This window comes from Streptomyces sp. NPDC001750, from assembly GCF_042892615.1.
In the GTDB taxonomy this organism is placed as follows: Bacteria; Actinomycetota; Actinomycetes; order Streptomycetales; family Streptomycetaceae; genus Streptomyces.
On sequence record NZ_JBIAUE010000022.1, the window covers coordinates 104,445 to 126,178 of the forward strand.

At 67.9% G+C, this 21,734-nt stretch carries 26 protein-coding genes; 25 read left to right on the forward strand and 1 reads right to left on the reverse strand.

Annotation, left to right across the window (positions count from 1 at the left end; translation table 11 throughout):
- Window positions 1-2: 2 nt before the first annotated feature.
- The 25 genes from ACFYY6_RS28905 to ACFYY6_RS29025 all read left to right on the forward strand — a co-directional run bounded on the left by ACFYY6_RS28905 (window position 3) and on the right by ACFYY6_RS29025 (window position 19,862).
- Window positions 3-449, forward strand: a complete 447-nt coding sequence (locus ACFYY6_RS28905; RefSeq protein ID WP_386608548.1) for a roadblock/LC7 domain-containing protein — start codon at window positions 3-5, stop codon at window positions 447-449.
- A complete protein-coding gene (locus ACFYY6_RS28910; RefSeq protein WP_386608549.1) occupies window positions 446-805 on the forward strand; it encodes a DUF742 domain-containing protein in 360 nt (119 codons plus the stop codon). Before ACFYY6_RS28905 ends, ACFYY6_RS28910 begins: the two co-directional genes overlap by 4 nt.
- The gene (locus ACFYY6_RS28915; protein WP_386608550.1) at window positions 780-1,382 is read left to right on the forward strand and encodes an ATP/GTP-binding protein; all 603 of its coding nucleotides are present in this window, start codon (window positions 780-782) and stop codon (window positions 1,380-1,382) included. The genes ACFYY6_RS28910 and ACFYY6_RS28915 overlap by 26 nt, the downstream gene beginning before the upstream one ends.
- The gene (locus ACFYY6_RS28920) at window positions 1,379-2,599 is read left to right on the forward strand and encodes a cytochrome P450 (protein WP_389196357.1); all 1,221 of its coding nucleotides are present in this window, start codon (window positions 1,379-1,381) and stop codon (window positions 2,597-2,599) included. The genes ACFYY6_RS28915 and ACFYY6_RS28920 overlap by 4 nt, the downstream gene beginning before the upstream one ends.
- A gap of 19 nt (window positions 2,600-2,618) precedes the next feature.
- Window positions 2,619-3,848, forward strand: coding sequence for a cytochrome P450 (locus tag ACFYY6_RS28925; protein ID WP_389196359.1), 1,230 nt, complete (start codon window positions 2,619-2,621; stop codon window positions 3,846-3,848).
- A gap of 12 nt (window positions 3,849-3,860) precedes the next feature.
- Complete coding sequence (locus ACFYY6_RS28930) at window positions 3,861-4,727, forward strand: SAM-dependent methyltransferase (protein ID WP_389196361.1); 867 nt, start codon at window positions 3,861-3,863, stop codon at window positions 4,725-4,727.
- Window positions 4,728-4,967: 240 nt separating this feature from the next.
- The gene (locus ACFYY6_RS28935) at window positions 4,968-5,090 is read left to right on the forward strand and encodes a hypothetical protein (protein WP_389196363.1); all 123 of its coding nucleotides are present in this window, start codon (window positions 4,968-4,970) and stop codon (window positions 5,088-5,090) included.
- A complete protein-coding gene (locus tag ACFYY6_RS28940) occupies window positions 5,087-5,293 on the forward strand; it encodes a hypothetical protein (protein WP_389196365.1) in 207 nt (68 codons plus the stop codon). The genes ACFYY6_RS28935 and ACFYY6_RS28940 overlap by 4 nt, the downstream gene beginning before the upstream one ends.
- A gap of 141 nt (window positions 5,294-5,434) precedes the next feature.
- Complete coding sequence (locus ACFYY6_RS28945) at window positions 5,435-5,674, forward strand: DUF5999 family protein (protein ID WP_389196367.1); 240 nt, start codon at window positions 5,435-5,437, stop codon at window positions 5,672-5,674.
- Window positions 5,671-6,504, forward strand: a complete 834-nt coding sequence (locus ACFYY6_RS28950; protein WP_389196369.1) for a zinc-dependent metalloprotease — start codon at window positions 5,671-5,673, stop codon at window positions 6,502-6,504. Before ACFYY6_RS28945 ends, ACFYY6_RS28950 begins: the two co-directional genes overlap by 4 nt.
- Window positions 6,501-6,635: a hypothetical protein gene (locus ACFYY6_RS28955; RefSeq protein ID WP_389196371.1), complete on the forward strand. Its 135-nt coding sequence runs from the start codon at window positions 6,501-6,503 to the stop codon at window positions 6,633-6,635. The genes ACFYY6_RS28950 and ACFYY6_RS28955 overlap by 4 nt, the downstream gene beginning before the upstream one ends.
- On the forward strand, window positions 6,635-7,360 hold the full coding sequence (locus ACFYY6_RS28960) for a Scr1 family TA system antitoxin-like transcriptional regulator (RefSeq protein WP_389196373.1): 726 nt from the start codon (window positions 6,635-6,637) through the stop codon (window positions 7,358-7,360). The genes ACFYY6_RS28955 and ACFYY6_RS28960 overlap by 1 nt, the downstream gene beginning before the upstream one ends.
- A 161-nt stretch (window positions 7,361-7,521) precedes the next feature.
- A complete protein-coding gene (locus ACFYY6_RS28965; protein ID WP_389196375.1) occupies window positions 7,522-8,013 on the forward strand; it encodes a sigma-70 family RNA polymerase sigma factor in 492 nt (163 codons plus the stop codon).
- Entirely contained in the window at window positions 8,010-8,582 is a 573-nt protein-coding gene (locus tag ACFYY6_RS28970) for a hypothetical protein (protein WP_389196377.1), read from the forward strand. The genes ACFYY6_RS28965 and ACFYY6_RS28970 overlap by 4 nt, the downstream gene beginning before the upstream one ends.
- A gap of 202 nt (window positions 8,583-8,784) precedes the next feature.
- A complete protein-coding gene (locus ACFYY6_RS28975) occupies window positions 8,785-9,600 on the forward strand; it encodes a hypothetical protein (RefSeq protein WP_389196378.1) in 816 nt (271 codons plus the stop codon).
- 67 nt (window positions 9,601-9,667) lie between these two features.
- Entirely contained in the window at window positions 9,668-10,312 is a 645-nt protein-coding gene (locus ACFYY6_RS28980) for a DNA-binding response regulator (RefSeq protein ID WP_389196380.1), read from the forward strand.
- 128 nt (window positions 10,313-10,440) lie between these two features.
- A complete protein-coding gene (locus ACFYY6_RS28985) occupies window positions 10,441-11,088 on the forward strand; it encodes a hypothetical protein (RefSeq protein ID WP_389196382.1) in 648 nt (215 codons plus the stop codon).
- A 54-nt stretch (window positions 11,089-11,142) separates the two neighbouring features.
- Window positions 11,143-12,099: a DUF3825 domain-containing protein gene (locus ACFYY6_RS28990; protein ID WP_389196384.1), complete on the forward strand. Its 957-nt coding sequence runs from the start codon at window positions 11,143-11,145 to the stop codon at window positions 12,097-12,099.
- A 238-nt stretch (window positions 12,100-12,337) separates the two neighbouring features.
- Entirely contained in the window at window positions 12,338-13,585 is a 1,248-nt protein-coding gene (locus tag ACFYY6_RS28995) for a hypothetical protein (protein WP_389196386.1), read from the forward strand.
- Window positions 13,586-14,533, forward strand: a complete 948-nt coding sequence (locus tag ACFYY6_RS29000; protein ID WP_389196388.1) for a hypothetical protein — start codon at window positions 13,586-13,588, stop codon at window positions 14,531-14,533.
- Window positions 14,534-14,757: 224 nt separating this feature from the next.
- On the forward strand, window positions 14,758-15,234 hold the full coding sequence (locus ACFYY6_RS29005; protein WP_389196390.1) for an SUKH-4 family immunity protein: 477 nt from the start codon (window positions 14,758-14,760) through the stop codon (window positions 15,232-15,234).
- A gap of 201 nt (window positions 15,235-15,435) precedes the next feature.
- Window positions 15,436-16,521 carry a helix-turn-helix domain-containing protein gene (locus tag ACFYY6_RS29010; RefSeq protein WP_389196392.1) on the forward strand — a complete coding sequence of 362 codons (1,086 nt, stop codon included), beginning with the start codon at window positions 15,436-15,438 and terminating at the stop codon, window positions 16,519-16,521.
- Window positions 16,522-16,644: 123 nt separating this feature from the next.
- Complete coding sequence (locus ACFYY6_RS29015) at window positions 16,645-17,766, forward strand: DNA-binding protein (protein WP_389196393.1); 1,122 nt, start codon at window positions 16,645-16,647, stop codon at window positions 17,764-17,766.
- A 92-nt stretch (window positions 17,767-17,858) separates the two neighbouring features.
- The gene (locus tag ACFYY6_RS29020) at window positions 17,859-19,100 is read left to right on the forward strand and encodes a helix-turn-helix domain-containing protein (RefSeq protein WP_389196395.1); all 1,242 of its coding nucleotides are present in this window, start codon (window positions 17,859-17,861) and stop codon (window positions 19,098-19,100) included.
- Between the two features lie 273 nt (window positions 19,101-19,373).
- Window positions 19,374-19,862 (forward strand): ATP-binding protein, encoded by a 489-nt coding sequence (locus ACFYY6_RS29025; protein ID WP_389196397.1) that lies wholly within the window; start codon window positions 19,374-19,376, stop codon window positions 19,860-19,862.
- Between the two features lie 355 nt (window positions 19,863-20,217).
- Here ACFYY6_RS29025 and ACFYY6_RS29030 read toward each other — a convergent pair whose 3' ends face one another.
- Window positions 20,218-21,561, reverse strand: a complete 1,344-nt coding sequence (locus tag ACFYY6_RS29030) for a helix-turn-helix transcriptional regulator (RefSeq protein WP_389196399.1) — start codon at window positions 21,559-21,561, stop codon at window positions 20,218-20,220.
- Between the last annotated feature and the right edge of the window lie 173 nt (window positions 21,562-21,734).

Here is a 21,734-nt window from a genome sequence, read left to right on the forward strand (position 1 = left end):
CGATGACGACTGTCAGCACCTCCTCCGCCCGCCAGCAGCTCTCGTGGATGCTTGATCAGATCAAGAACCTGAACGGTGTCAGCTACGTCCTCGTGCTGAGTAGCGATGGTTTGCCGATTGCCCAGTGCACGGACCTCGACAAGGACACCGCGGATTCGTTTGCCGCGGCCGCGGCCGGATACTGCTCGATCGGCAAGGCGCTCGGCAAGTTCGGTGGCGGGCCGATGCGGCAGTGCATGGGGGAGTACGAGAACGCCGTGGTCCTGGGGACATCGGTGGCGGAGAACTCGCTGCTGATCGTGCAGTGCACGCACGACGCCGACATCTCCGTCGTCGCCGGTGCGATGGAGTCGATGGCGCCGAACATGGCGGAGCATCTGGCTTCGAAGGCGCGCAGTGGGGGCTCCGCCGGCGCGGCGCTCAGTTTCGGTACGGCCGGGCAGTCATGACAGGTCCAGCCGCCGGGGGCGGCGGGCTGGTGAGGCCGTACGTCCGCACGCGGGGACTCACCAGCCCGTCACATGACGAACTCCGCCTGGAATCCCTGGTCACGGCGGCCGCCAACCGGCCGGACGCCGGTGGCCTGACCCCCGACGAGAGGGCGGTGCTGGACCTGTGCCGCCCAAGCGAGGCTCTGAGTGTGTCGGAGATCGCCGCCTATCTCGGCCAGCCACCGACCCTGGTCAAGATCCTCGTCTCCGGCCTCGCGGACCACGGCCACGTCGCCGCCTTTACGCCCCCTGCCACGTCCGAAGTCACCGTTCTGGAAAGGGTCCTTCATGGTCTCCGCGCTCTCCCTGCCTGACAGAGCGTACGTCCCCGCCTCCGCGACCCCGATCAAGGTGTTGATCGCCGGTCATTTCGGGGTCGGTAAGACAACGTTCGTCGGCAGCGTCTCGGAGATCGACCCGCTGCATACCGAGGAGCGCATCACCACCGCCAGTATCGGGGTGGACGACCTCACGGGCCGCGGCCTGAAGACGACCACCACGGTCGCGATGGACTTCGGCCGCATCACTCTGCCGGGCGACGAGTTCGCCCTGTACCTCTTCGGTCTCTCGGGGCAGGCGCGGTTCCTTCCGGTCACGGAGAGCCTGATGCAGGGGGCTAAGGGCGCTGTACTCATCGCCGACACCCGCACTTTGGACAGTTCGTTCCCGGTGGCGAACTACCTGGAAAAACGCCGTGTTCCATACGCGGTGGCGCTGAACCAGTTCGATGGCGCCCACCGGTACGAACTTCCCGAGGTGCGGGCCGCCTTCGACCTGAAGCCGGAGACGCCATTGGTCCGGTGCGACGCCCGCGACACCTCCAGCTGCAAAAACACGCTGATCACCCTGTTCGAGTACCTCATTTCCCTCACGACTCCGGAGCATTCGTGAACGTCCACCCCGTCCCGGCGCCGGGAGAACGCCGCCGGTTCCCGATGTACACCGAGGCCTTCGCCGCCGATCCGCATGCCGCGTACCGGTGGCTGCGGGGCGAATACGGGGCGCTGGTCCCTGTCGAGCTGTACCCCGGGATCAACGCGACCCTGGTGGTCGACCATGCGATGGCGGTGAGAATTCTCAACGACCCGGTCAACTTCCCCGCCGACCCGCGGCAGTGGCAGCGGTCGGTGCCGCCGGACTGCCCCATCCTTCCGATGGTCGGGTACCGGGAAAACGCCCTGCGCAGCGCGGGCCGCGAGCACGCCCGGTACAGGGCCTCGAACGTGGACGCTCTGAGCGGGGTCTCGCTGCACGAGATGGAGCGGACGGTACGGAGGGCTGCGCGGCAGGCCATCAGCAGTTTCTGCGCGCGGGGGGAAGCCGACTTCCTGCACGAGTTCGCCAAGCCGGTGGTCCTCAACTCGATCAGTACCACAGCAGGCGCCCCGAAGCCCCTGGCCGCCAGGATCGGCACCACCATGAAGGCGGTTTTCGAGGGCGGATCCGATGCCGAACGGGCCAACACCCTTCTCATGGCAGCGCTGCAGGATCTCATCGACCTCAAGCGCGCCCAGCCGGGTGACGACCTTGTCACCCGGCTGATCCAGCACAAGTCCGCGCTCACTGACCCGGAGCTCGCCCAGCAGCTGGTTACCGTGTTCGGCGCCGGCTATGAACCCACGACAAACACCATCGCCAATACCGAGCTGAGGATCCAGACCAGCACCAGGGTCATGGACGGTGTCTCCAGCGGCGCCCTGAGTATCCGGGAAGCCCTGGACGAGGGGCTCTACAACGACCCGCCGATGGCGAACTACTGCTTCTCCTATCCCCCGCAGCCGGTGGTGCTGGACCACCAGGTGCTGCTCGCGCATCAGCCGGTCGTGATCAGCCTGGCAGCCTGCAACAACGACCCCACGTTCGGCAATCTGGACCAGAGGCTCGGGAACCGGGCGCATCTCGCCTTCAGCGCAGGCCCTCACACCTGCCCCGCTGCGGACATGTCCATGGTCATTGCCCAGGCAGCCCTCGAAGAGGTCACAGAGGCGCTGCCGGACATGCGGCTCGCCATCAGTCCGGACCACGTCCGCTGGCGGCCCGGCCCGTTCCACCGGGCCCTGGCCGCACTGCCCGTGGTTTTCACACCAACAGCACCCCTGACCAACTGAGCACACGGAGGAGAACCGCATGGACAGCAGCGTTTTCGCACTGAACCCCCAGGCGCCCGACCGTACCGGCGAGGACGCCGAGCTCAGGGCCTGCGGCCCGCTCACCCGCGTCGACGTCCTCGGCGTCAAGGCCTGGGCCGTCACCGACCCCGACCTGCTACGCACACTGCTCACCGATCCCCGGGTCTCGAAGGACGCGCGAGCACACTGCCCCGACTTCGAGCACGTGGTCGAAACGTGGCCGCTGCATCTGTGGATCAGCGTGGAGAACATGTTCACCGCGTACGGGCCGGAGCACCGTCGGCTGCGCGGCCTGGCCCAGGCCGCGTTCACGCGTCGGCGCACGCGCGAGATGATCCCCGCGATCGAGGCGATCGCCGTCCAGCTCCTCGACGAGCTCGATGAGCTGGACGCCAATGGCGCCGGGGAACCGGTCGATCTGGTCGCGACGTTCGCCCGTCGCCTGCCCATCCTCGTCATCTGTCGGCTCATGGGGCTGCCCGAACCGGAGCACGACCGGCTCCGGCGGGTCGCCGATGTGGTCTTCTCGACTTCTCACAGCCAGCAGGAGCAGAAGGACAACGCCGCTGAGCTCTACCGTCTTCTCGCCAGCCTTGTCGGGCTCAAGCGCACAACCCCGGGAGACGACCTGACCAGTGCTCTCGTTGCTGCCCGCGACGACGAGGGCAAAGCACTGAGCGAGCGGGAACTCATCGACACCCTGCTGCTGATGATCACCGCCGGTTTCGAGACCACGGTCGGGCTCATCACCAACGCCATCCACAACCTCCTCACTCACCCCGACCAGCTCGACCTCGTCATCCACGAGGAACGCGCCACCTGGGGCGACGTCGTCGAGGAGACACTGCGCCGGGACGCGCCCATCGCCAACCTGCCCATGCGGTACGCGGTGCAGGACATCACCCTGCCCGACGGCACCGTCATCGCAGCCGGTGAAGCGATCCTCGCGTCGTATGCGGCAGCCGGCCGCGACCGCGGCACCTACGGCCAGGGCGCCGACGAGTTCGACCTCCTGCGCAGGCAGAGGGACCATCTCGCCTTCGGGCACGGGGCACACCTGTGTCTGGGAGCACCACTCGCGCGCGCCGAAGGGGCGATCGCCCTCGCGAAGTTCTTCGCCCGCTACCCCGACGCCCGTCTGGCCGACACCCATGGACGCAATCCCGTGCCCAGCTTCATCACGAACACCTCCAGCCGCCTCCCGGTCGTCCTCAAACCCCGCCCCTGAGGGGGCCTCACGGTGAACACACTCACCGCTCCCGTCAGCACCACTTCGCCCGCCGAGACACCGATGGGCAGCCACGTTCCGCTCACAGCGTCCAGCGCAAGACTTACGCAGTGGCTGCTCGGCAGCCGACACCACCATCACCCTGCCGACCGGATACTCGGCCAGCGCCTCCTGCGTGCGGCGCCCTGGGTCGGGCAGGCCGTCGAGCTCAATCACCTGTACGCACACCAGACGGTATCGATGCTCCGCGAGTGCGGCATCAGGCAGTTCGTCGACCTGGGCAGCGGACTACCGAGCGACAACCCCCACTTCCCGTCCACGGCCGTGTCCGCCGGCCCGGACTCCACGGTCATCCACGTCGACGCTGACCCGTACGTCATCGAGCACGGGCCCCAGCTCCTGGAAACCCCGGCCCGGCACCGCTTCGTACACGCAGACCTGCGCCGGGACATGCTCCGCGTCCTGCGCGACCTGCCCCTGCACGGTCTGGACCCGGGCCGGCCCACAGCACTGCTGCTCCACAACGTCCTGCCCTGGATCACCGACGACGCGGACGCCCACGCCATCGTGAAAACGACCCTTGACTGGGCGCCGCCCGGCAGCGTCCTCTCGCTCACCCACCTCACCGCCGACCTGCGCCGTACCGGATCAGCCGCAGCAGCACTGTGTCTCGACACAGCGGGGCTGCCCGTACGCCTGCGGACCGCCGAACAAATACGCGATCTGATCGAGGACCAGCCTCAGCCCTGGCGTGTTCGCGCCCCTGGCATCGTCCCGGTCGGCCTGTATCACCCGAGACAGTGCCGTGCGCCGGTCCCGATCGGCGACAGCGGCGCCTACGCGGTCATCGCGATCCATCCACAGCCCGCGCATCGCTGACCGCCCCAGCCAGCCGTGTCCGCAAGGACGGGTGCTCCTCGCGGACACGGCCTCTCCGGCCGGCTTCGCCACACGGCGAAGCCGGCCCCGCCCCCGCGCCGGAAACATCCATGAACTGGCTCCCAGGCGCTGAGCAGTCCTACGCCTACGCAGCCGTCATGCTCCACCCGGAGCGTGTGTGAGTACCGTCCGCCCTCAAACCACCGATGATGCCGACCAGATGACACCCAAGCTCACGCCATGCGCGAAGTAGCAGGTGTCGGCTGCGGCTGTCGAAGGTTCGTCCAGCGGATGAACCCGCCGTTCTTCTCCCGCCAGTCCCAGGCCTACGCCGCCACCGCACTGCATCAGGAATCCGTGTGACCACACCCCTTTCACCCACCGCCGATTCTGCCCGGTCCAACGACATGCGCTGCGCCGCACGGGAAGAGGCCGGTCCGTCGAGGAGCGATGTTCTGCTGCGCTGGTTCGGCCCTCGCCGCGACCGCGAAGCTGTACGGGCTCAGCAACCCACGGACCTGGGCTTCACGCTGGCAGCAGCCGCGGCGTACTGGGTTCCCCGGTGACGTCTCCCGCACCTGTCCGGCCTCGTGCCAGCGGATTTCCATAGCCGCGAAAGCCAGCCTCAGCGCCTCGGGAACACGTCCGGGGCCGACGCCCGTATTTCCATTGCCAACCGAGCCTGTGATCTGACGACAGGGACAGCCGTGACCACCCCGATCATCTTGCGTACGCCAGCGGACGGATGCCCGCATACGCCTGCCTGCCCCGGCCCGCAGGCCGCCGACCGTGCCGCCGCACGGACCAGACGCCACTGCCCGGAACAGGGCTGGACCCTCCTGTGCAATGGCGTACTTTTGTTCGAGGATACGGGTGCGCTGCTGCCGTCCGGCCATCTCGTGGGCCCGCGCCGGTCTCCTACCAGTGCTGAGCAGGGTGCCGCATGACGCACGTTGCCGTCGCCGTCACTGACGAGACAGCCACTCATGGGACACTGCGCCACCAGACAGAACACCTCGTGATGCAGATCGTGCCGCTGGTGCAGGCAACGACAGGCCTCGCCTTGCCGGCCCGGGTCACCTTCCGGATCGTCACGCCGCAGACGTGGCAGGCCGAACACCAGGAACTGATCCGCCGGGAGCTCGGACAGTGGCGCGCGCGGCAACCGTGGCGGGATCTTACGGCCGCTGCCCGGAGGGAAGCAGTCGCACGGGTGGCGTTCCGGCGCCAGGCACCGCTGCTGCGCAACGTGGTACCGGCCGAAACGCTGCGCAAGCCCGCTCTGCTGTCCGAGACCCTCCTCATTCCGGAAGGACTGGAACACGCCGGAGTAGCCGCAGACGAGCAGCACCTCGTCCGGGTTCTTGCACATGAGCTGGTGCACCAGGCACAGAACCTGGCCTCGGCGCACCGGGCCTTCTGGGCCGGGTCCGCTGGGTACGGCACTGCGGTGACGGTGGTAGAGGAAGGGCACGCCCGCTGGGCGGACCGGAGGATTACCGGCGCCCGGTTCGGTACTCCTGTCAGTCCCGGTTCTGCTCGCCCCTCCGACCACTATCTCCGGGTGGTCCAGGACACTGGCGTCGCCCAGATGCACCAGGAACTGCTCGTCTTGCAGGACGCCGGATGCCGCATGGTGGAGGAGGCAGTACGGGCGCTGGGAACCGACCGCATCAACGAGGTGTGGTCGCAACGGCTTCTGCTCCCGACGGAACAGGAAATCGGTGACCCGGACTTGTGGGTCACCCGCATCAAACAGCTGGGAACCGTTTCATGAGCGCCCGCCGCGTGTTCGGCCTGCCCGATCCTCCCATCCTGCGCCTGATCGCGGGCATCTACGTGCGTGATCTCCGGGAAGCCAAAGGGCTGCCTCTCGCTGACGCCTGCCGCCTGCCGCCTGCCGCCTGATGGAATGGCCGATCTCGATGCTGCGCCATATCGAGTCGGCAGGCCGCGCACTGTCCGACAGTGAGGCCACAGACCTTCTCTCCCGGTACGGGGTCGTCTCCCACGAAGAGCTTGCCGGCTTTGCCGCTTTCGTCGGTGAGTGCGGCACGCCGCGTTCCGCGTACAGGATGGTCGACGAGCACCACGGGTGGCTGAACCGCCTCGCGGCTCTGGAGCACCAGGCTCGTGAGGCTCGTGTCTACAGCCAGACGCTGATCCCGCGGTTCCTGCGGACCTCCGAATACGACGCTGCCTGTCCCTGCCCATCCACCGCCGGGGCCCCGGTCACCCGCCCCCCGGTGGGTGCGGAGCACGCCACGGTGTTGCTGGAGTCAACGGTTCTGTCCCGTCCAGTGGGCGGACGACACATTCTCGCGGACCAGTTGCACCGCCTCCTGCAGATCGCAGACCGGGGCCTGGTCCACATACGGATCGTCCCGGTGAACGCTCAGATCTACGCACCAGCCGCTCCTCTCACCGCCCTCGTACTGCCCGGCGATGTGATCGTGTGTGCGAGCGAGGACGGCGACCGCATCACCTATCGCACGGGCCCGGCCGAGACCGCCGGTATGCGGCAGTTCCTGAGACGGGCCGCCGCCGCGGCGCTGCCGGACCGCGCATCACGCGGCCTGCTGGAGCAGGCCCGTGACGCAGCGGCCGCCGGAAAACTGCCCGCATGCCTGTGACCGCACAGCGCCACACCGAAGAAGCACCTGATCCGGCTTGCGGACGTCGGACCGCGAGTCGGATCGCCCCGACCAGCACCCGCACTGCGGTGGCACAGCTGGTCCCAACCTCCGCCGCCGGGACACTCCCGACCATCACAGTCCACCAACCAGGAATCACGATGACCGCTCCCTCGACCACCACCTCTTTGACCGCCGAACAGAAGGAAGCCGCCGCACCTTTCGTCTACGGTGCGACCGACGAGGCCATCGCCGCCCAGCTCCACCTGTCCGTGGAAGGTGTCACCAGCCGCCTCAAGGCTCTACGCGCGAGACTCAACTGCAAGGGCGCCTCCCGGCCCGTCGTCGTACACGCCTTGCTCACCGCCCGGCACGTCGCCCCGCCTCGATGCAACCGTGCAGTCCCGGACTTCACCGAGGAGGAGCTACGGCTCCTGCGGGCGGTCGCAGAGCACAGCGTCAACACGGACATCGGCCGCGCCATCGGTATGCCAGCCTCGCGCGTTTGGGCGCACATCGACGCGCTCGTGGCAAAGGCGTGTGCCGACAACCCCGCCCACATGGTGGGCCTGGGCCACACGTGGGGCCTCCTCGATACCACCGTGGGCTCCCCTTCTGCAGCCGTTGCGCCCGTGACGGAACCATCCCGATGACCGGGAGCAACATGCGCACCACACCGGTGTACGTCGTACGCCCGATCGCCACCGACGCCGCACGCGCCGAAGCGTCCGCCTTTGCCGAGGACTACGCCCGGGCACTTGCGGAACAGGGCATCAACGTGTCTGCCCGCCCCATCACCAGCTCTCCGGGCGGCCAGGCACTGGGCGTGTACGAGGATGACGTCCTCGTCGGCGCCCTGGTCATGTACCCGCACGCCGATATGCGGCACTGGGGTGTGGACGGCAGGGAACCCGGACTTTTTGTCTCGCTCGACCACACGGCAGACGGCCAGGTGGGACAGGCGATCACCTTGTGGCTCGCCGACTACGCGGCCAGCGCCGACGGCACGAAATGGGTCTGGTGCGAAGTGCCGACTGCGGCCGGCGACGCACACCACCGACTGGCGCACCTGGGCGACTTCGGGTGGGAATGCCTGCGCCCGGGCTGCGGCCGGGACAGCAGCCCCGTTGCCCGCCTCCGTCTCCGGGCCCGTAGCCTGCCGGGAATCGCCGCAGTAATCTCCGCGCCCTACCTCTCGGCTGGCAGGGCAGTGAGCGCCTGATGCCAACGCCTGCGCCTGCCCCGAAACCTCCGGCCCCGCGTCCTGCAACCGCCCCCGACCGAACCGATCCGGGGCGTGCGGCCGCGCGGACTGTACAACGTGCTGCACACATCCATGTGGGAGATGTCCGATGACCGCGTGGGCTCACCCCGTAGTACCGGCCATTGGCGCCTACCTCAGGGACGCGAGGAAGCGCCGGTACATGCTCCCCTGCCAGCCTGCCGGAGTGCTCTGCGTGCCCGAGGAGGACATCGAGGCGATGGAGGCCGGGCACATCCCCTTCACCCCCTCGGACGTCGGCCCGCTGTGCCGTCTGTACAAGTGCGATGACGACGCCGACGCGTTGAGGGGACTGCTCGGCGCTGCCAGGTACTGGGCGGACGACGTCACGGACACGGCGCCCGGACATCACCGGCGTCTGACGGGCTGTGCCCGGCAGGCGGAGGAGATGCTGTGGCTCGCGGCCGACCGGCTCCCGCCCTTCGTGCAGACCCCCGCCTACGCCGCCGCGGCCGGCAGCCAGTACGGCGGCCTTCCCGGCGTTCCGCTGCCGCTCCCGGCCAGGTCACGGCTCCTGCTGGACGAACACGTCCTGCTCACCGAGGATTTCAGCCCTGAAGTGATGGTTTCGCAGCTCAAGCACCTGCTCGGTCAGAAAGCCTGCGAGGTACGGGTGGTGCCGGGACGGGTCCAGAGAGGGTTGGGCCCGGTGGTGGTGCTGAGGATGGCTGCGGCGCATGTGCTCGCCGTCCCGTCTCCTCACGGTGTTGGGTACCGGCCGGATGGGCAGCCGCCCCGGGGCGTCGTTGACGCATGGAATTCCACCACGCCCGGAGCATCCCAGTATTTGCTGCAAAGGGCGGTACAGCAGCATGCCCGTCGTCAGGGCGCCGCCGCGGCGCCGGAGACCGGACACCCGGGGCCGCCGCTCGGCCCATCCTCGGGCGGCATGGACACAGCTGAGGTCTCCGACGGCCGCCGTTCACTCCCGAACCTCTCGCCTCACCTGCCCCAGTGATGCTGTCCGGCTTCCGCCCACCCGCAAGTCTCTGTTGTTCTTCACGCAAGCACCGAAAGACCACGACATGACACTTCCCAGTCAGTCGGAGCGGCACCACGGCGGCCCCCCAGTCGCCGCGTCCGTCGACACCGCCGACTGCGGCGTCGAGGACCTCCTGATCGGCATCAGGGATCTCCTCAGACGCTCGGACCGCGCACAGCTGGTGAATGCCCGCACCGCCCCTCCGGTCCGCATCTACGTCGCCAAGGTGGTGGACAGGGAGTGCTGCCTGGCCCTGCGACTGACGCGGGCCGCGGCGCCTGACAGCCGGACAGTCCTCGTCGTGGAGTCCATGGGGGTGCACGCCCTCACCGCCGTGGCACCGCTCGGCGTCTCAGCCGTGCTCCTGCACGCCGAAGCCACGCGTGTGGCCGATGCGGTGGCAACCGTCGCCGCAGGCGGACACCGTCTGCCAGCCAGCCTCCGGAACCAGCTCTTCGAAGTCGCTGGGCGTGCGCATCCGCTCGGCCGCCCCGGCGACCTGATGTCCCCTCACGAGGCCGACGTTCTACGGCTTGTCGCGCAGGGCGGCACGGCCGCGGATGTGGCACGTGCCGGCTACGCGACCGAGCACGGCGCCCTCACCATGCTCAGCAGGCTCGCGACCCGGCTGGGCGTGGAGTCACGCGCCGGCCTTGTCAGCTACGCATACCGTCACCACCTTGTCTGACGCCCCGGCCCACCAGCCACTAATGACCCCGACAGGCCCCGAACGGGAGCCATCGTCAAGAAGGGACAGACCCATGCATGAGCCTCTGAATTCGGCGATCCTCAAGGCGGTCCAGAGAACCCTCGGTCATGCCCCGCCGTTCACCACTGACAGAACTGGAAGGCGTCGAGGACCTGCATATCAGCAGCAACGCAGGCTTGGCAGGCCTGGACGCGTTTCCGTCGCTCGACCTGCTCATCCTTGTGGCCTGCGACCCGGTGAATACGGCGCAGTTGTCTCGCTGCAAGTCCCTGTCTACCTTGGAAGCGCGCCTGACAGGAATGTCGGGGCTCGAAGGCCTGGTGGGACTCAACCTTTTGAGTTGCTATGTTCCTCAGAATTGCATCCGCGACATCGGCCCGCTCATGAGAATCGAGCGACTGCGGAACCTGGACGTGACCGGGAACCCTCTCTCCGAACACACCTACAACGTGCTGATTCCGGAGCTTCGTAAGAGGGGATGCCGGGTCATCATGTCGGAGAGGTTCGAGTGGGGGATCACGTGCCGCTTCCACGATGCGGGAATTCCTATTTCCTGCTACAAGAACAAAGTCGACAACAGAGACGGATACAGGCTCGGAACCGTCGGCCTGAGATTCACCGAATCACCGCACTTCGAGCACCCGTACATCACCACAAGTCAAGCTGAAGCGCTCGCAAAAGGCGACCTGAGACATGCCTTCTCCCACTTTGAGCACGACGTGGCGCAGCGACTCAGCGAAGCCCTGCCCTCATAACGGCCCCGGTGGCGTGGAGCACTCCACCCACCTGCCCAAGCGAAACGCACCCCCATGGCATTGAAGGAAATTGTGTACCCGTCACGTACCACCCCGTCGGAAGCCGCCCAGGAGAGCAGACCCACCCCCACCACCTCGCCCGGTGCGGGAAGCTCTCCCGGGGGCGACGGCCAGGGCAGCACGCTGGGCACTTTCGCCTGGTTCGGCCTCCTGCGCTCATCGGACGAACGGCGGGCGGGCACCGGGTCTGCGGACGTTTTCGACCGTCTCGCGAGCATGGCCGCCCCTGAGAACTGGGACGGCCCCGTGGGTGGGCACGGTTCTCTTTGCGTGCTCAAGAACTACCTGACCTGGACATTCGACCAGGCCATGGCCCAAGAGGAAGTCGTACCGAACGCCGATGGTCAGTTGTGCACCTTCAATACCGGTCTCACGACGCCGCGCCACGAGGACATCTACGGGCTCTTCACGCCGAGTTCGTTTCCCGATCGTCAGCCGTGGGTCCTGAGGGACTGGCGGCTGGGACACCAGCTGGCGACATTTCCCGAACTCCCGGGACCCCCCACGTACTCGAAGGACCCGTACGAATACTTCTTCGACTGGGATCTCCCCCTGTCATTCTCCGCCCAGACCTACGTAGACTCAATATCAGAGCTGTTCCCGGGCGCACGCCAGGAAATACCTTACGGCCTTGAGCTCGCGCTGAACGGAGCAGTGGATCGTGCCCGCGCCCAGGCGACACGGAATCCCGGAACGGCCGTCCCCATGTGGCAGCCGAAAAAAAGGGAAATAAGACTCCTGCTGCCCCTGTCCCTGGTGACACCCGGAACACCGGACGCGGCACTGGCGATATCCCGCGAAGATATGTGCTACCGCGGCGTCGCGATCCTCTCGCTGGAAAAAGCGTACAAGGCGGCACGACTTGTTACCCGCCCAAGTGCCCACTGGCTGACTGGATTCCCGCACCAAGAGAACGGACCCGCGAACCCGCGCCCAGTCGCCCCCCGATGACGCCCCCTTCTCGAAATCGGAGTCCGCGCTGGTGCGCATGTTGAACGATCTGGGGCTGGCCCTGGCGGGCCCCGATCCCACCGGGCTCGCGCACATGCTGCGTCCGGCGCACCTGGTCCGCCTCGGCCACTCGTTCCGTGTTGTCACTGCCAATGCGGCCCTCCTGCGTATGCGTAGACACGCCCGCGCGCCACCACAAGTACCTCTCAATTCATTCGGGTCACAAAGAGGAAGGCTCATGCCCGAGCAGGACGCCTTATCACCCCTCTACAACGGGAACACTAGGCTTCGACCGAAGAGGCCTGAACCACCCGCTGGACGAGGCCACGCCACCCGCGCGGCCGAGATGGCGGTGCTCTACCGGTCGGGCGGGCACTCACCGGACCGTCTGGCGGAGCTCTATGGGGAGACGGTGCCGACGGTTCGCTCGGCGCTGCGGAACGAAGGCGTGGAAGTACACGCTCATCCAGGTCCGTCACCAGACCCCATCGCAGTCACCATGGAGCTCCTGTATCACCTGGGGCTCAGCATCGACCGGGTCGGCTGGCTCTGTGGCTGCTCGTACGGGAAAGCAAGGAAGATACTGCTCGGCGCCGGCGTCGAACTCCGCAAAGGGGGCACACCGCTGGCCCAGGAGGTGGATGTTCCCCGCCTGGTAAAGCTCTACAAGAGCAGGCTGAGCATTGCCGCAACCGCCAAGGAGTGCGGGGTCTCCTACGGCACGGCGTACAACCGCCTCCACGACGCCGGCGTCCTGCGAGCGCCCCGTATCAAGCCCATACGCCCTTCAAAGCCCTTGCCCGCTTCCACTGTCGTGGACCTTCATCTGCAGGGCTACAGAAAGGAGGACATCAGACAGCTCACCGGCCGCTCCAGCAGCTTCGTCCACCGCCATCTCGCGCTAGCCGGCCTGCCAGCGCGGGTCAAGCCGGACGCACTGGGTGTCGACACTGAGACACTGACCGCCGTCTACCGGAACGTCGCCTCAAGCGCAATCACGGCAGAAATCCTGCACTTGAGCAAGGGCGCCGTGCTCGCCCGCCTCTGGGAGGCCGGGCAGGACATGCTCACCGCCCCAGACCCGGAAGCCGCACCGCTGCGCATCCCGGCACAGAGTACGTGGCAGCGTCGGCACCAGGACATACTCGCGCGAGCCGACAAGGGGCAGGGGGTCCTTTCCATCGCCACGGCCCTACGGGTCCCGGCAGCAGAAGTGTCCGAGGTCTTACGCCTATACCAGCGCAGAGAACGCACCACCGCAGAGATCCTCTATCGCCGCGGCCAGGGCGAAAGCCCCGGCGTCATTGCCATCCGGATGGGTCTGCGACTCGACCGGATCAATGACGTACTCGCCAAGTACTCCACCAGACACTCGCCTCGCCCCACGTCGCGGCCTCAACACAGCAGAGATTTCAGCACTGCGGCGGGGCGTGACTTCACGGCATGGTCGGACGGCAGGACGGCCGAAACATCGGAAGGACAGTAAATGCTGGAAAGAATCACGATGGCGCTGGAGACCCCGGACGCGACCGCGGCGGCTCACGCCCTGTGGGAGCACCGGCTGTGGGGAGACGCACGGGCGCCGCGTGAGGTCGACGTCGACTCCCGCAGTGCACGCCCGTCGCCGGACTGGATCGAGCGCTTCGCGGGCAAGGGGGACACCGTCGCCGCGTACTTCGACGAGGACGCCGAGTACCACCTCGTCATGCGCGCCGATGGATACGTCGACGCCGCCTTCGACTTCGAGGGCGGCCCGGCCGAGGTGGCCGGGCTGCTGAGTGAGCTGCCCTTCCGCGTCGCGTCGTTCAAGACACTCCATGCGCAATGGCGCACCCGTGGCCCGCTGTTCTACCGGGCGCCCGGATTCGGCGGACATCACCTCCGGCACGGCTGGGCCTGTGCCTTCCAGGGCCCCGGGCACCGCTCCCTGGTCTCCCGCCGCTGGCTGGACCAGGGCTGCTGGCGGCTGCACCGCGGACCGAACGACACCACCCTCGTGCAGTTCCACGATCTGGACCTCGACGCGTCGGCCGCACTCCAGCAGGCGAAACCGGCACACCTGCGTATGGGAATCACGGACGAGGGGGGGTACCTGCAGGAGCCGTACGTCTACGACAAGGACATCCGTGGCTTCTACGACGCGGAACGCCGGGTGCTGGAAGTCGTCGTCCTCGGACGGGCCGTATCGCCGGTCGAGATGCGCGACGCCTGCGCGGTGCGACGTGATCAGGCGCTCGGTCCTGACCAACCGGTCGACAACGTGGCCTTCGTCTTCATGGACCCCGACGAGGCACGCGCCCATCTGCCCCGGCTCTGGCCGTACGAGTTGGAGTGCTGGACCATCGTCGACGAGGCCAAGACCCGACTGGACACCGAGGAGCCGCCCGTTGGCTGGACGAGAGCGAACTCGTCGACATCGCGCTCCGATCGGTGAACTCGTCGATGTTCTCCGCTCCTATCAGCACTGGAACCGCACGAAAGCCGAGATCCTCCGGGCGCGCCAGCTAGGGGAGAGCGCCAGCGTCATCGCCATCCGTATGGGATTACGTCGCGACAGCGTCGCTGACGTGCTCGCCCGGTACCACGCGAAGCCAGACCGAAAGAAATCACTTAATGAGCAATTTTGGCACGACTCGGCACTGTGTCAATCGTTCGGACATGATCCGCATTTTTGGTGGCCACGCTCTGGCACCAGTACTAGCCCCAGAGCAGATTCCTGAGGCGGTGAAGGAAGCTAAAGCTCGCTTCACTCTGCAGGAAATCGGTGTACCGGTGAGCGTCGGGGACGTCATCGCCACCAACCTGTACGCCATGCGACCTCTTCGTGACGTGCTGGTCGGAATTACGCTACCCGCCTGGGTGCAGTCGGATAGCGTATTAGGTTTGGGTACCTTTGCCGACGGCTTTCTGTGCCTGGACGGTGATACAGGAAAAGTGCTTCTGCTGACTCGTGACCTCGAAGAATCCCCCCTCACCGTGTCGAGCAATCTCTACACGTTCGTCTGCTTGCTGGTGTGGGTTGCCCAGGCCTTGTATCAGACCAGTCAGCCCGGCACTCAAGAATTCACTGCCGTGCTAAAAGAAATCGACCCCGGGTGCGCTTTCGGACCATGGGAGAGGGCTTACGCGCGCTGAACCGTCGTCAGCCCCGTTGGCCCGCCATCGAGCAGGCCCGCGCCGCCCTCAAGCGTTCTGAACGCCGCATGACCGCTCGCCCGGGCCGCGCCGGCCCGGGCACCAACCGACAGACGAAAGGGACGAAGTCCCGTGTCCGCCCCGCCGCCCCCGCAGCTCCGCCCCCAGATCCCGCGAGTACCCACCACTTCCTCTCGGCAAGTGCGTGCGGCGACCCACCCCGTGACCGCCAACACCCCCACCTCAGCGCCGTGCGCACCAGACTGTGACGCCCCCTCCCTGCCTCCCGTCCTGGTCGGCGCGCTGATGCGCCACCACCGGACGCTCGCCGGTCTGAGCATGCAGACGGCCGCAGACATCGTCAAGACATCGGCAGGCCGCATCGGCAATCTAGAGAGGGCCCGGCTCCCACTGCCCGCCACGACCGCACGCATCCTGCTCACCGCCTACGGCACACCCATCCGCGAGACAGAGCAGGCGCACACGCTCCTGACCCCGCCCTGCCATCAGCACCGGCTCGACGACCTCAACCCCTCCCAGGTGTGGCTGGACGCGCTGGCAGCCGGATCCAAATCCGTCCTCATCTACAGCACCGGCCCGCTGCCAGCGCCCCCCTGCGCCCTCCCCGCACCCGCTGCCCCAGGCCGACGAACAGCGCCACCCCACCAGCGCCGCCCCACGGTGCTGCTCATGGCCGAGGGACTGCTGGGACAAGCGGCCACGACCAACTTGTCCCACCTCGTCCACCTCGCCGAGAACAGTGCCATCACTGTGCACCTCGTCCCGGGACAACCCGACCCCTCAATGCCAGCACTGGCCCAGTACACCCACACGGCATGGGGCTGGGACGGAAGCGCCGCCGACCAAGACGAGACACGGCTGCGTATCCGGCACACCTTCGACCGTCTCTTGGCGGGCGGTCGAGGGCCCACCGAGATCGACCGCTCGCTGATGGAGGCGTTCGAGCGGCTGAAGCACGGACTGCCCGAGATCACCGACGGCGAGATCACGATCGTCAATCTGTGTACCGAGGCTGGAGTCTCCCGCGCTTCCTCACGGCGAGCGTGCCGCCGAGGTCGCAAGCTGAAGGACACCGTGGTCACCTACACCAACCAGCTCCAGGTCCTGACCTTGCGCAACGCCGAGTTGAAGCCTCAGAACGCCACGTCTCCTCGAACGACTGCGGCAGTCCGGGAACAACGTCGCGGTCCCGCCGGCCCCGCGCCCTGTCTCGCTCAGGCCGGGCGCGTCGTCAGCCAGTTCGCGCGGCCTCAGCGGTGTGACTAGTGTGTCGCGCGCCAGGCATATGCGTCCTGCCACAGGGGGCTCGGCCCTCCCCTGAACGGGAAGCATGGACCTTTGTCCTGGCAGAACACGGTCCGGGCGAGTGGGTATGCGAGCAATCTGGTTATGCGCGAGCTGGATGAGATGGCTGCCGGCGGCCCGATTGGGGCCCGCCTGGCCGCCTGGCGCCGCCGCCGGGAACTGAGCAGGGATGACCTTGCTTCTCTCACCGGTCTGGAGCTCGATTACCTCGCCGGACTGGAGAGTGGTTGGGAGTGGGTGGACCGCCGCGGCAGACTCGCGGCACTGGCCACCGTGTTGCGGCTCGATGTCGCGGACCTGACCGGGCAGCCCTACCCGCCGTGCGGGGAGGAGCAGGCGGCGGTGCGGGCGGTCGCCTACCGCCTGCGTCGCAGTCTGGTCCGCCGACAACCGGATACGGCCCCCGGCGTGCTGCTGGAGGAGCTGGCGGAATGGACTCGGGCAGCCGCACGGGCCGATGCCGTGGGCGACGAGTATCATCTCGCGCTCGCGCTGCCGGAGCTGGTCGAGGCGGCGGACCGCGCGCTGGCCGCCGCTACGGGGCCCGGCCGGGAAGAGGCGGTGCGGCTGCGCATGGACGCGCATGTGCTGGCCGCCGGGCTGCTTCGGCGCCTGGGGTACAGGGACCTGGCGTGGATGCTGCTGCACCGGGCCCGTTCCGGCACCCGCGAGCCGGTGCCGGTGCTGGTCGAGGAGGTGCGGCTGCTGATCGACCTCGGCCTGCCGGAGTACGCCCTGGCCCGCGCCGAACGCGCCGAGGACGCCGGAGCCGGCTGGGAAGTACCGGCGCTGGCCGCCGTCGCCCATGCCATGGCCGGACATCGCCTGAAGGCCGAACAACTCCTCGTCACGGCCGCCGAACGGGTCGGCCACACACACGAGTCGGCCGTGATGATCGCAGCCCGCGCCGCCGTCGCCACCGAGCTGGGCGACGCGACCGAGGCCGCCGACCACGTACGCGCGGCGGACCATGCCGCGCTCGACGGCGCCCACCGCTCCGGTCTGCTGGTCGTCGCCGCGTCGGCCGAAGCCCGTCAGGGCCGCGCCGACGAGGCTGCCGCCCGGCTCGTCGAGGCCGACGCGGCAGCGCCGCTGCGGCTGCGGCTGGACCCCTTCGCCCGCGACCTGGTCGCCGCGCTCACCAAGCGCACCACCATTCAATGCGCAGCGGTGCAGGCTCTGGCCGAGCGGGCCGGGCTGCGGTGATGCCGGCCGTCTGGCGGGAAAGACCCCCCGGGGGCGGCAGGCTCGCCCTACGCTACGGCTGAGGCACGAGAGCGGGAGTTGAGGCGAGGGCGATGAACGAAGAGCAGGCCGTCAGGATCGGCGAGTGTCTGCGCTCGGCCCGCCGCCAGCGCGGGATGAGCCTGCGCAGCCTCGCGGGCCTGGCCGGGGTGTCGGTCGGCTACCTGTCGATGGTGGAGAACGGCCGTCGGCTGCTGGACCGCTCCAGCCTCATCACCTCCTTCGCTGAGGCGTTGCAGATCGCCCCGTCCGAACTGACCGGCCAGCCCTTCGCCCCAGTGGACCCGCACACCAGCGCGGCTCACGAGGCGATCCCCGCCCTGCGGCTGACGCTGATGGGCCTGACCATGGCCACCCCACCGGACCGCCGCCCACCGGAGATTCCTGCGGCGGTGCTGACCGAACGGGTAGCGGCCGCCAACCGGCTCTACCACGCGGCCGAATACGGCACCCTCGCCGCCGGGCTGCCGACGCTGCTGGCCGACCTGCACGCAGCCGCCGAGGCCGCCGTCGGCGCCGCCCGCCGCGAGCTGCTGAAACTGCTGGCAGATGCCTATCATCCGGCCTGCACCCTGCTGCTGAAGAACCTCGGCTACACCGACTTGGCGTTCATCGCGGTGACCCGTGCCGCCGAGACGATCGCGGAGTTGGACGACCCGGTCTACTGCGCACTGTCCGGCTTCTTCCACACCCACGTGCTGATGGCGGCCGGGAGTCCCGCCCAGGCCCTGGCCCAGGCCACCGCCGCCACCAACGCCCTCGAAGCGCACCTGACGAGCCCTGATGCCCATGCGCTGCTCGGCGAACTCCACCTGATCTCCGCCACCTCGCTGACCCAGGACCGGCAGCGACCCGGCAACACCCGCGCCCAGGATGTCCGCGGCCATCTGGCGGAGGCCGCCAAGCTGGCCGGCCGCACCGGCGAGACGCGAGCCTGGCACCTGAACTTCGGCCCCACCAACGTCGGCATCCACAAGGTGAGCCTGAACACCGACCTCGGTCTGCACGGAGTGGCCGTCACCGCCGGGGACGGGGTCCACCCCGAGACGCTGGCGCAGGCTCCGGGACGGCAGGCCGCGTTCCACGCCGACCTGGGCCGTTCGCTGGCCCACCTGCGAGGCCGGGAAGCCCAGGCGGTCGCCGCCCTGCTGACCGCCGAGGAGATCGCACCGCAGCGCATCCACGCCAACGCGCCAGTGAGAAACACCGTCGAGTTTCTTACCGACCGGCAGCTGCCCGCCCACGCAGCGCGGGACCTGCGGGGCCTGGCCCACCGCATCGGTTTGCCTCTCTGACCAGCGGCGTCTCCCTGATCCGACTGAGTACATAAGTCCGTACACGGCTGGGGACGGCCGGTACGTGACTCCTGCGGGTACGAGGGTGCCGTACGCGTCGAACGCGTGGGTCTGTACGCAACTCTCGCACCCGGGCCAGCGTTCCTCGCCGTCCGACGCTGATCCGGGCTAGGGGATCGTGGGTTCACCGTTGTGAACACCTCCGTGTGCTGGGGCTCTTACCTTCGGTCACGGTCCGGGCGACTGCCGCTCGGAGAGAGGGTGAGTCCCGCGATGTCCAGCACTGTGATGCGCCACAACTTCCAGGTGATCTCCGAGGCCGAGTACGTCCCGCTGGCCCGCCGTGAAACGGCCAAGGTCCTTGCAGACTGGGGCATGTCCGAGGAGGTCGTGGGCACCGCCTGCCTGATCATCAGCGAGCTGGTGACGAACGTGGTGCAACATGCGGCCGTGCTCTCGCCCACCGCTGCGGTCACCCTCGCTCTCGAGGAGCAGACCGCGCTGGTGCTGGCCGTCGCGGATGCCCACCCGCTCAAGCCGAAGCCACTGCCCGCCGCACACGGCCTCGGTGGCCGCGGCCTGTTCCTGGTCGACGCCCTGGTGAAGGAAATCCACGGCAGAGCCGAGGTTCTTCCGGAGGACGCCACGGGCGGCAAGCGGATCGTCATCCGTCTTCCCCTGGCTCCCGTGGCGGCCCACTCCCGCCGCTCGCCGACTGTCCGGTCACCTGCGGTGAGCGCCGCCATCGCACTGCCCCACTGACCACGAGGAGACGTCCGTGATCCCCGTCCGACCGACCGCTGGCGAGAAGGCACTGGTAGTGCTGGCCGACGGCCTGACGGTCAAACAGGCCGCCGTCGCATTCGGCATCTCTTCGAACACGGCGCAAAGCCGCTACGCCTCCGCCCGCCGCAGGGCGGGCGGAGTCCCCGGAACGCCGGGACTGGTCCACCAGCGTATGCGACCGGTTCCCTCGACCGGCCCGAAGCGGTCGACAACGCTGCTGTGGTCCATCTCCCCGGCGACCAGGATCAAACCCTCGGCGTGCCGGAGCCTGCCGGACCGGCGGCCCTCTGACTGCCGGGCCACCGCCCCCCGCTGGCGGTCCCCAGCGCATTTACCTTGACGTCGCGGCCTTGCCTCTGCTCTCAGAGCGCAGGGCGCTGAGGAACTGTTGGACGCCTTGGACTTTGCGGTGGGGCTGGAAGCCGGCTGAGAGGCTGGTGATCTGGCGCACGCAGCGCGAGGCGCCGATCTGTTGGGCAAGGATGAGCGCGTCCTGGGCAGTTGCAGCGCTATGGTCGACTTCCCCTTGGCGTAGAAGTGTCTCTGCCTCATAGGCCAGGAATACGGCACGTGTTTTGTTCCGGGCGGCGGGCAGCAGGGCCATGCCTTGGCTGATCTGACGCAGGGCGGGGCCGGTCTCGCCGAGGTCGATGAGGCATCGGCCGGAGTCGACGGCAAGGTCTGCAAGGTTGTACCAGTTGCACCATGCTGGTGGTGCGGCTACGGCCGTATCCAGTGCGTGCTCGGCTGCTTTGAGGGCGCGTCGGCAGTCGCGGGCGTCTCCGTTCATGGCGTGGGCTCGGGCCTTGCGTAGGTGGAGCAGTGAGCGGGCGGTGGGGTCCTGGGTCCGGTTGAGCGCGTGGTCGAGGACGCCGATCGCTGGTGCGGCTTGGTCAAGCCAGATGCTCTGGTAGGCGAAATCGGCTAAAACGCCTGCACCTCTGTCCGTATCGCCAGCCTGATGGGCTGCGTGCAGGGCGGCACTCCAGTAGTGGCCGGCCGCGGTGTGATCTTCGTGGTCGAAGCGGTGCCAGCCGATGGTCTGGGCGAGTGAGGAGGCCAGCACGTGCAGCCGGGAGCCGGTTGCCCCGTCGTACCGGCCGTTCTCAAGCCATCCGACGACGGTGTCGTAGTAGCTGTCGAGGAGTTGGGTCGTGTGCTGGCGGTCCGCGGTGGCCAGGCTGGTGAGGTGCTGGGCACTGTGTTCCAGCCAGGTGACGAGCTCTGGGGCGAGTGCCTGACCGTCGGCGGCCGAGGCGCCCAGGGCGGGATCGAGAGCCGCCCACTGCTGGGCGAGGGTCGTGAGTGCGGCTGGTGCAATTCCAAGGAGCGTACGGCGGCTGATCATGGTGCGACGTTGGGCCTCTCTAAGAGCGGTGACCGTCGCCCCTGTGCCCAGAGGGACGGGCGCCTCGCTTCCAGGCAGCCAGTACGGCCAGCCCAGTGCGGTCACGAGATCGGAGTCGATGCCGAAGACGTCGGCGATCAGCAGCTGATACCAGAGAGTCGGCGCATGGGCCCCTGGCCGTTCCCACACGGAGACCTGCTGCTTTGTTGTGCCAGCCCTCCGGTTTCGGCGGCGCGCCGCTTTCTTGATGCCTTCGGCGAGGTCGGCCTGCGACAGGTCGTACAGGGAGCGGGCTATGGCGAGCGGGTGCTGGGGGAACGCGTCCACCTCTCCATCTCAGCACCCGAAGGGCTGGGACGGGGCCGGATTCCGGCATCTGCATGACCCCTGCATGACCCTCAAACACTAGTACTGCAACGGTGCTTGCCGTGACTGATGGCCAGGTCGGTCGTTGGTGTGGTTGTGGGTGGGGACCTTGCTGATGTCAGGTTGTGGGCGAG